The organism is Macellibacteroides sp. (assembly GCF_050251695.1).
GTDB lineage: Bacteria > Bacteroidota > Bacteroidia > Bacteroidales > Tannerellaceae > Macellibacteroides > Macellibacteroides fermentans.
The window spans coordinates 1-10,124 of sequence record NZ_JBFWMI010000109.1; the positions used below are offsets into that span (position 1 = coordinate 1).

Consider the following 10,124-nt stretch of genomic DNA (forward strand, 5'->3'; position numbering starts at 1 on the left):
CTGAGTTCAGACAACGAGTAACTCTTGACAGGAATTTCTTCTGTGTTTTTCATCCGTATTTTGATTGCGATTATCATAATCAAATATACGTATAATTATTTATATTGGCAAATTATTGAGGAGATATTTCGGAAATAAAAGTATCTTTTTTGCTGATTTCGGACATATTCTCCCATAAACTGCACTATCCGGACATAAGTGTCTGTTTCGTGCAGGCAGTCAGTGTTAAAGGCTATCTTTGCATTGTTACGTAACGAAAAGATTTAATTAACACATAAATAATAGATGCGTATGTCACTAAAATTATCACTTGAGCACCGGATGAATATAAGTCAAAGCACCCCTGCCACAATGATGCATCGTAGCAAAACAAAAGACCTGGAGTGTCATAATATGCCTGTCCAGGTGGCACGTATTACGAACTACAGATCTAAACGAATCATATATTATTTTTCGTCGTTTACGTACTCCAAAATATCGCCCGGTTGGCAGTCCAGTGCTTTGCAAATTGCTTCTAAGGTGCTGAAACGAATTGCTTTTGCCTTGCCTGTCTTTAGGATAGAGAGGTTTGATAATGTAAGATCGACTCTTTCTGAAAGTTCATTCAGCGAAATTTTCCGCTTTGCCATTATCACATCTAAGTTTACTATAATTGGCATGGCTTATACGGTTAAATCGTTTTCGTCTTGAATATCTACTCCTTTTTTAAAAATAGTCGCTATAATATAGATTACAGCTCCCATTAAAATAAATGCCTGACCGTCAGTCCAGAATCGGTTTAAGTTGTCGGTTACAAAACCATGATGCATTAAATATCTGGCAAACTGACTGGCAATGGAACTTAGCAGCCCAATTGAAAGAGTGAAATAGCTAATTAGTTTAATTTGTGTCGCAACAAAAGTGCTGAACGGTTTTGATAAATCCATTTTCTGCATTAGTCTGATTACTATGTAGAATAGGAAAGCTTTTAAAATCGAAATGGTTAGAATAAAACTGTAGATGCCGAAAAAAGCCAATCTACTGCTGTTATATATTTCAGATAAGTCCAGCTTTTCATAAAGATTTTGGACAAATTCAGGCTTATAGAGACTGAAAAAGAAATTTACTATCAAGCCTCCAGCTTCAATGCTTAAGCCCACAAATATGAGCCAGGCCACAATATATAAGCCCCAAAATACGAAGTTATTTGTTTTTGACATGTTGTTTAAAGTTATATTCTTTTTTTAACGTCGTTCATGTAAAGATTCGCAAAAAATGACATGACTTAAATGGTTAAGTCATTTTCGGATTTCATATCAATGGCATTTTGCAAGAGTTTTTCAAATATTGCCGTAGCAGTTGCAACAACGATCGAAACAAAGGTCGTTACAATACAAATGGCAAGAAAGCCTGCAGGATCGTCTTCTTTGCTGTGAAATATCTTTATATAAACTCCGGCAGCCACAATTAAAGTACCGAGTATGATAGCACAAAACTTTATGCCCTTTAAAGCCTTTACGGATTCCGGCGAGAAGATTTTATTCTGTCCGATATATCCAAGTAACCGGAACGCCTTATACAGCGCAACAAAGAAAGCGATGGATGCGGCATATCCATACAAGATAAATGGGTCACTGTAAATGCTGAACAAGTCTAAGTTTGTAGCTCTTCCCTCAGTTAACGGAACCCGAATCAAAATAACAAGTGCCAGTATGCCGATCAGCACGACTACAGCCTGAAGAAATACGGTTGAAATTGTTTTCATAATGATTCCACGATTTATATTTTGATGCAAACATAGTAAATATTTATTGATAAACAATAAATAATGATTGCTATTTGAAAAATATTTTATGTAAATCACTATTGGAGATGTATAATGACAACTGTAGGGTGTTGTTATTTATAATAAAGATGAACCTTTTTTGTAATCAATATGTTTAATACTTAGATTTGTAAATAAACACTTGCTATTCAGCTTTTTTTGAGCAGCAAGTATGAAATCCAAATCTTGTTTTTATTTTATACGAACATAAGTTAGAGAACGCTATTTAGATGAAGAAATAAGGTCTGGCTCGGGAGAGTCGGACTTTTTAATTATGTGTTTTACAACATTGTGTAATAGGTTGCAAAAGAGAGATTCAAGTTCTACCTTTGCATCTAGACAAACAAAATATGTTTAAATTTAATTTTTCATTTTTTTATTATAAGAAAGTCCGGCCCGTGAGTGTCGGACTTTTTGTTTCCCGTAAATTCAAACCTTTGTAAATACGGCCGTACGAAGGATGAGAGCAGAAGATTAATCCGATTAATCTTTCAGATATCCAAACTTTCCGTGATTCAGATCGTCGAATGCCTGCATAATCTCCTGTTTAGTATTCATAACGAATGGCCCGTAGGCTACAATGGGCTCATGGAGTGGTTTCCCGCTCATTATTAGCACAACCGTGTCTGGTTCTGTGGCTTCAACCGTAAATACTTCTCCTTTATTCTCAAATTTTACGAAGTTGTTTTCCGGCACATCTATTTCGTTAGCTAATATACTTCCCTGTACTACAAGTAAGGCTGTATTGTAGTTTTCGGGGAAAGAAAACGTAGCCTTGCCTCCAAGATTAAGGCGCGCGTTCATCAAGCTGATGGGCGAATGAGTATGGGCCGGACCCTCAACATCGTTGTACTTTCCTGCAATTACCTCCACAAATCCGCTGTTGCCGGATAGTATGTACCTGCCCATCGTTTCGTTTGGAATGGCCTGATAGCCGGGAGCCGACATCTTATCAGCCTTCGGAAGGTTGGTCCACAGCTGTACCATCTGGAATGTACCCCCTTGTCGTGACCATTCTTTTTCGTAATACTCCTTATGAAGCACGCCCGATGCAGCCGTCATCCACTGTACATCACCTGTGCCAATAATGCCTCCGTTGCCGGCACTATCGTGGTGTTGAACTTTGCCGTTGTAGGCTATGGTTACTGTTTCGAAGCCACGGTGTGGATGTACACCCACGCCTCGGGGTGTGTCTGAGGGTGTAACCTCCATCTTTGCATTATAGTCGAGCAATATGAACGGATCCATATCTTTCATCTCCAATCCCGGTATGCCGGGGATGAAGTTATGTACCTTAAATCCATCACCTACCCAATGGGTCTCTTGTGGATGCGTTACAAATGCAATTTTCTTATAGTTCATCTTTTATCTCCTTTCATTTTATAATCTGTACTTCTGCTAAATTTTATGATTTTTTTGGGGCACTAACAATACCTGGATATTTTATATTGGTTATTAGTGAGCCTCTCTAACCTAAAAAGTTGTTTTGATAAATATGTGATTATTACTCATTCTGCGTTTCGTTCCTTATGAAGGAGAGGGCGCCGGACGGGCAATTGTTAATCTGATCTATCAACTCTGCGGTTGTAGCGTTTTCTGGCTTTATCCACGGTCGTTCCTGCGGATTATATACCTTTGGCAACATACGTACACAAATACCGGAATGAATACATTTTTCTGGTTTCCATACAACAGTAATTTCACCGTTAGAATACTTTTTTGTAGTCATAATCTATAAAGTTTGAGTATTGAATACTTTCGTAAATGTAATAATTTAAAGTTGATTACTTCTGATTAAAAGTAATTGATTTTAATAATATAAAAAGAGGATGAATCATCTTTTATTGATTCACCCTCTTGCAAATTAAGCTTTGAAATTTTAAAAAATATCCAGCTCTGCGATGCTTGCCTCGTTCTTTCCTGCTGCAATTTCGGATACATCTATGCGTAGGTAGCGGGCTTTTACGGATGCTGGCAGGTAATAGTAACGTTTGGTGGGGTCGTTAATGAGGTTGCCAAATGTAAAACGACCGGCCTCTTTCCATGTTTTCCCATCGTTGCTTACCTGAACGACTCCTTTGGAAATCATGCCTTCCGCATTTTCTTTCTGGGGTGTATAGGCAATGCCGGTAATGGTTTGGTTACGGCTTAAATCTACTGCAAGATAGTGTTTGCCTGAGGCTTTGGTCGACCAATAGGTTTCCGGCTTTTCGTCGAAGGCCAAAACTGCGGCATGTTTTTCGCTTTCGCTGCTTACCTGCAATAGCTTCCACTCCTTTTTTATAAAGCCATAGCGTTCTGAGTGAACCGTGCCGGTAAGGTTGTTTAGTATGGCAACGGCTTTAAGCTGACCTGCGTCCATTCTAAAAGGTTCCTGGTATTGTGCCGACTTATCCGTTGGTTCTGTTCCGTCTGTTGTGTAATAAATCTTGTAGCCTGCATTCAGGTTTGAAGCAATGTTCTCGCCATGGGCATTCCAGTTAAATTCGTGTTGTACAGGTTGGATGGTTACCATGCCCTGATAGTCTCTGTGCGATGTTACCTGAGGCGGACGGGTATCGTAATAGTGCGCGGATATATTACAGATGGCCGGCGTAAAGCGAACCTGGGGGAAGCGTACCCGTAGTTTATTGGTCGTAACCTGTGGAAAACGTAAAATACGTTTGTATCCGATGTTGGTTCCGTGGGCAATTTCTTTCCAGCCACCGTCAATGTATGCTTCCAGGGTATGTTGCTCTACACGCTCGCCATGGGTGGCAACGGCTTCCTGAATAAGGAACCGGTTGATGGTTATAGGGGTGGGGGTGGTTAGTACGATTTCCCTAGGGTCCTTATCCAGTAACAGGTAGGTGTTGGGATTGTTGTCAAGCACCTGTTGCGGACCGCCGGCATTGGCCAGTAAATTGAGGTTGTAGGTATCGCGGATACGCTGACCGGTTTCGTTGAGCACTTTAGTATCGGCTGCTGAGAATTTGCCTTCGCGGTTGGGTGGAATGTTAAGCAGGAAGGTCGAATTTCCGCCTACAGCCCGTTCGTAAATGTCGAATACATCGTCTGTACTGCGCACCCGTTGATGGGTATCGTCGCGGTAAAACCAGCCTTCGCGAATGGACGTGTTTGTTTCTGCCTGTTGGTAGTGCAGGTACTTACCTTTGTACAGTTGTTCGCGGCTACCAAGGTCGCGGTCGGTAAGGTCGGAGAACTGAGTCATCGTATTGGGGTTATCCTGATACGGTATAACGTTCCACTCGGTTTTGCGAGTGTTGCCGGATTCGTTGCCGCACCAGCGTACATCTTCGCGGCCAAAAATTACGGCCTGGGGTGCCAGTTTATGAATCAGCTCTTTCCATGCCGGATAGTTATAGGTTTGTCCGCCTTTGGTTTTGGGGTGGGCTCCGTCGAACCATACTTCATGAATGGGACCGTATTCGGTCAGAATCTCGAACAACTGATTCAGGAAGTATTCGTTATAGTCGTCCACCTCAAACTGAAACGTTGTTTTATTACTGAACGGTCTGTCTTCTACCTGCCGGGGTATGGTGCGTTTGGTATATTTACTCAGGTTGCCGTACAGTCCCTGCGGATGCTCGATCTGAAACAGATCGGCTGGCGAGAGGTAAACTCCCAGCTTCAGTCCGTACTTACGGCACGATTCCGATAGGTCTTTTAGCACATCGCCTTTGCCGTTACGGAAGTTGGAACTCATTATGCCGTGGGTAGTATAGCGGCTTTGCCACAACACAAATCCGTCGTGGTGCTTAACGGTAAGTATCACCATCTTCATGCCGGCTGCTTTAATGGCTTCGCACCATTGGTCGGTATCCAGCTCCTTGAGATCAAATACCTTGGGATCTTCCATCCCGTTTCCCCATTCCATACGTGTAAAGGTATTGGGCCCAAAATGAATAAAGGCAATAAATTCGTTGTGCAGAGCACTTAGCTGATTGGCTGTTGGAACTACATGGGATGCCTTTTCGATGATGGTTTCTTTGCTGTCTGAGGCTTCTATTTTTATTGTGTTTCGCACAGGCATGGTAATACCGGACGAGTCGGCCGTTGATCCATAGCACGATATGCCATGGGTTAAAGCGGCAGTTGCCAGAAGCAACATCGTTGTTCTTTTCTTCATTCTATGATTCTTTAGGGTGTTATACTGTATAATTTATTTGTTACTGTTCAATTACATACCAGGTGTATCCGTTGGCAGGAATGGTTACTTTAAGCTCGATGGCATAGTTTCTGTCCAGCCTGTAAGTAACCGGTTTGCCCTCTTGCTCGCGTACACGGGCTGTTTGGGTAAGTCCGCTGTAATACAAGGGCAGCTGTATGGTTCGTACCATCACGGTATCGGTTGGATTGTAAAACATGGCAAAGCCCTTCTCTTTTAAGTTGGGATTTACATGCATTAGTCCGTCCCAGTCGCGGGCATCGGGACGCCGTAAATGTATGATATCGCTGTTTAGGATATTCCGGTATTTTTTATACCATCGTATCACCTCTGTTACCATTTCTTTGGTTTGAGGTGTGTCGTATAACCGTGGACCGCGATAGCAGGCCTGTACCCCGGCGCCGTAGTTTTGTATCATGTGTGTCTTGTATTCAAATAGGTGCTCACTGAGGGGTTCGAGCGTGGCTTCGGCTCCGCCGCCCTGGTATTCTACCAAAGGAACAAAGCTCCAGCATGCCGATGCCATACGGTCCCATGTGCCGTCGTAATTAAGCTGGCGGGCGTGGATAATCTGTCTGTCACGCGGAAGCGACCAGTTGGCTTCGCGGTATCCGATACCTGTTTTGTTTGTTCCGTTCAGGAAGTAGAAGTCGGGTACATTCATGTAGATACCCTCTGCACGCATCCATTTGTAGAGGTCAGTAATTTTATGGAACTGGTTCCATTGCGAATCTTCCAGCCCCTTATGATGGGTGTGAGTGGTAGAGGCACATACATCGCCCGGGTACGAGCCGTCGTGCTCGAAACAGCGCATTCCGGTTTTTTGAAAGAATGTTTTAATCTTATCGAAGTATTCGTAACCCCAATCACTGCACAAACAGGGAGCACTGCCAAAGCGCATGCCTCCACGTTTGCCCGTTTTAGGATTTATCACATCCACCTCGTCGCTTATCCATCGGCTCGACAATAAGGAGTAGCACCCCAGTTCGATATTTTTGCTTCGTCCATAATCTACCAGCGCCTTGTATTTGGCCAGATTGGCTTCTGAAACGTCTTCTGCATTGAGTCCGGATCCGAAGCTTATAATCACCATCTCGTATCCTGTCTCGGCACACTGGTCGATGGCGGTACGGATAACGGAGGGATCGGACGAGGTAAGATGCATGAATATAGGATTTTCGGTTGCCCACGGAGCTACCGAATAATGAAAACGACGTTTAAATAATCCTTTTCGCTCCCTGTCGTCGCTATCGAAAGGCATCAGGTAGGTTTTAAAGGAACCGAACGATTTGTTGGGTTGTACGGTATAATCCGGACCAAGGGGAGGAGACACCTCCAGGATGCAAGGTGTTGCCATCGGGTAATTACGCTGCGAGGTGTACAGCGGATCGGACACCCATTTTTCTGTAATATCTGTTTCCCTTTCCATGAATTCGCCGCCACAGGCATAATCGCTTTCCACATGGATATTTGGTAATCTGAATTTATCGGGATTACCTCCTCCGGGCGATTCGGGTTCGGCAAAGGCGAGTTGTTCCAGACAAAAATGATCTATATTGATAGGGCGGGAAGACTGGTTTACGATTTCAAAGTCTTTCCTTATAACCGGAATCTTATCATACACGACAATATTTAGTTTGATTATAAGGTCTTTGTGTTCGTTGGTTCCCCGCAGGGTAAAGGTAAGCATCTTTCCCGATGGAGCCTGTTTATTGAGAGCCCACCTGTTTCTTGCCCATGGGATGGATTCTTGCAGCGGTGAGATCTCAAAATCTTCCACCATAAAGGAGTTGGGCATGGTGCTTAGCTTATCCAGCCATTCGGGTTTAAGGAATCCTCTTTCGGGCTGCCCCGCCAGTCCACCTATGTTCCAAGTTTTGCCATCGATACGGATAGTGCCTTCGGTTCCTACGGCCCTCAGCATATTCTCTCCGGTCATTTTATTGATTATATCGATGGTGGCCAGGTTGGGCATAATTCTGAATACCCTCGAAACCATGCTGTTGGCTATAATGATATTTTTATTGTCGGCTGTACGGTATATGTTAGTCTCCGATTTATCTGCGTTGACCAACCAGTCGAACCCGGGCTTTTCCATGGGTAGCTCCACCACAGGCAGCTGTGCTATTTTCTGTTCCAGCTTTCTCTTTACCTGCGGATCCATAACGGGTAGTTCGCCGGCAAAATTACTTGATACCGTTACCGGTACAATCTCACTGTAGGTTATCTGCGGATCAATCCAAAGTGCATGGTCGCCGCTGGCCCCATCACCACCATCTTCAACAACCATCTCAAGAATCCTTACTCCGGCAAGATTGACCTGTACCTTAATGGGGGTGTCGCCTTGGCGGATAAGCGGACTTTTGTATAATTGCCTGCTATCACCTGTAATTGAAAATACTACGGAACCCTTTTCTACGTTTCCGTTCAGTCCTTCGAGCCCGGCAAATATCTTGCTGTTCTTATCTGTGTTATACCACAACTTTTTGCCGTCTACCAATGGATACGAGATCAATTTTGTATCCTGATAGTTTATTTTATTGTCGGCTATGGCTATTTGAGCTGTAAACAGGCTTGCGTTGCCGCGGGTGTCAATTTTGATAATACTTTTGGCATGGGTTCCTATCACATTGGTATAGGGTACACCGGCTACCCTGGCAGCTTCGCAGGTAACCGATTTTCCAGCCATTATACCTCCGTATTCCTGATAAGCAACCGAAAGATCCATCCCGGCAACTTGCCGGATGTTTTGCGCAGATGCATAGCCGCAAATCAGGATACAGGTAAATAAAAACAAATAGAATTTCATATTCATTTTAAATTTAGTTTTTTAGCTAAGTCGGTCAACAGTTTAACATCCCTTTCTCTTAGTTGCCCGTCTCTGTTTGGGGGAGTATTTAATATTAATATATTTTCCTGAGCGGTTGCCTTCACGTACAGACCGGCAAGTTCGTCAACCGTTTTGTAGGTAGTGTCTTCGGTGTGGTAAAACCATTTGCCACTGATGCAAACAGTAGACTCCCACGGCATGTAATAGGTTTTACCATTGTGTGTAAACAGCTTGGGATCGGGTGATGCAGGCAGGTATGGATCGCCTAACCGGAAGTCGCTGGGGAAATACCGGATTGGAAAACCTTCTTTCTGATTTTCGGGAAGAACAGGGTGATAGTCAGGATTATCGGGCAATCCGATACTCCAGTTTATTCCAACTTGGCATTGAGGTGCTTTGGCTTTGATTGTACTGTACAGTTGCTGGATCGGCCAGCGTTGGTTACTCTTTTCCCATCCGCCATCGAACCAGAATTCAACAATTTTGGTATGCTTTTGTACCATGTCTATCAGTTCGTTTATCTGGCCTAACATGTATTTGTTATAGGCTTCGTCTTTCGAAGGGTCTTTTACATCGGCATTTTGTGTTCTGTCCCACAGCGAATAATAAAGCCCCAGCTCTATTCCCTGGCGTTTGCATTCTTTGGCTACCTCTTCTACAACGTTGGTATGATTTCCTGAATTAGCCACATCATATTCGGTATATTTGCTGTCCCACAGGCAAAATCCTTCATGATGCTTGGTAACAAGGATGATGTACTTCATTCCTGCTTTTTTGGCGGTTTCCATCCATTGTCGTGCATCAATGCGGGATGGCATGTAAGATGCGGCCGGTTTGGATCCATCGGTCCATTCTTCATTATGAAAAGTGTTGATTCCAAAGTGGATAAACATACCGTATTTACGTTTGATCTGATTCTTCTGATATTTACCGGGCTTCTGGGAAGGGATAGGTTCAGTTAGTTGCGGTTGAGCATAGGTATGAACAGAAATAAATAGCAGGAATAATAAGATAGAAAATAGTTTTTGTGTTTTCATGTTTATATTATTTAATAAAGCATAGTAAGTGAAACAAAGTTACGGTGATTGTTCTCACTTATAAATGGATTATGCTGTGAATATAATGGATTATCTTATTATATGCTACTGCTTTGCCTCTATATTTTACCGAAATGTATTTTAGTTTTTAATTTTGAATCACTAGTGTCCCATTAAAAATGGGACGTTATTAAAAATTAAATAAACTTGGCCCATTTGGTCCAAATCGTTCTTTGTCATTTTGAAATTTAGTTTTATCAAAGAGGTCTCGAAGAAGAGTTTTAT

Annotated in this window: 8 protein-coding genes; all 8 read right to left on the reverse strand. The window is 42.8% G+C overall.

Translation table 11 applies throughout. The annotated features are described in order from the left end of the window. Positions 1–446 precede the first annotated feature (446 nt). The 8 genes from AB7E53_RS13010 to AB7E53_RS13045 all read right to left on the reverse strand — a co-directional run bounded on the left by AB7E53_RS13010 (position 447) and on the right by AB7E53_RS13045 (position 9,839). The gene (locus AB7E53_RS13010) at positions 447–659 is read right to left on the reverse strand and encodes a helix-turn-helix domain-containing protein (protein WP_079683051.1); all 213 of its coding nucleotides are present in this window, start codon (positions 657–659) and stop codon (positions 447–449) included. A 3-nt stretch (positions 660–662) separates the two neighbouring features. Further along, complete coding sequence (locus AB7E53_RS13015; protein WP_446776109.1) at positions 663–1,199, reverse strand: DUF2975 domain-containing protein; 537 nt, start codon at positions 1,197–1,199, stop codon at positions 663–665. Positions 1,200–1,264: 65 nt separating this feature from the next. Beyond that, positions 1,265–1,744, reverse strand: coding sequence for a DUF2975 domain-containing protein (locus AB7E53_RS13020; protein WP_446776111.1), 480 nt, complete (start codon positions 1,742–1,744; stop codon positions 1,265–1,267). Positions 1,745–2,287: 543 nt separating this feature from the next. Continuing rightward, positions 2,288–3,166 carry a pirin family protein gene (locus tag AB7E53_RS13025; RefSeq protein ID WP_446776113.1) on the reverse strand — a complete coding sequence of 293 codons (879 nt, stop codon included), beginning with the start codon at positions 3,164–3,166 and terminating at the stop codon, positions 2,288–2,290. 142 nt (positions 3,167–3,308) lie between these two features. Next, a complete protein-coding gene (locus AB7E53_RS13030) occupies positions 3,309–3,533 on the reverse strand; it encodes a (4Fe-4S)-binding protein (RefSeq protein ID WP_371688857.1) in 225 nt (74 codons plus the stop codon). A 150-nt stretch (positions 3,534–3,683) separates the two neighbouring features. Then, the gene (locus AB7E53_RS13035; RefSeq protein ID WP_446776114.1) at positions 3,684–5,933 is read right to left on the reverse strand and encodes an alpha-L-fucosidase; all 2,250 of its coding nucleotides are present in this window, start codon (positions 5,931–5,933) and stop codon (positions 3,684–3,686) included. Between the two features lie 40 nt (positions 5,934–5,973). Further along, positions 5,974–8,787 carry an NPCBM/NEW2 domain-containing protein gene (locus AB7E53_RS13040; protein ID WP_446776116.1) on the reverse strand — a complete coding sequence of 938 codons (2,814 nt, stop codon included), beginning with the start codon at positions 8,785–8,787 and terminating at the stop codon, positions 5,974–5,976. Then, positions 8,784–9,839, reverse strand: coding sequence for an alpha-L-fucosidase (locus AB7E53_RS13045; protein ID WP_446776118.1), 1,056 nt, complete (start codon positions 9,837–9,839; stop codon positions 8,784–8,786). The genes AB7E53_RS13040 and AB7E53_RS13045 overlap by 4 nt, the downstream gene beginning before the upstream one ends. Positions 9,840–10,124 lie beyond the last annotated feature (285 nt).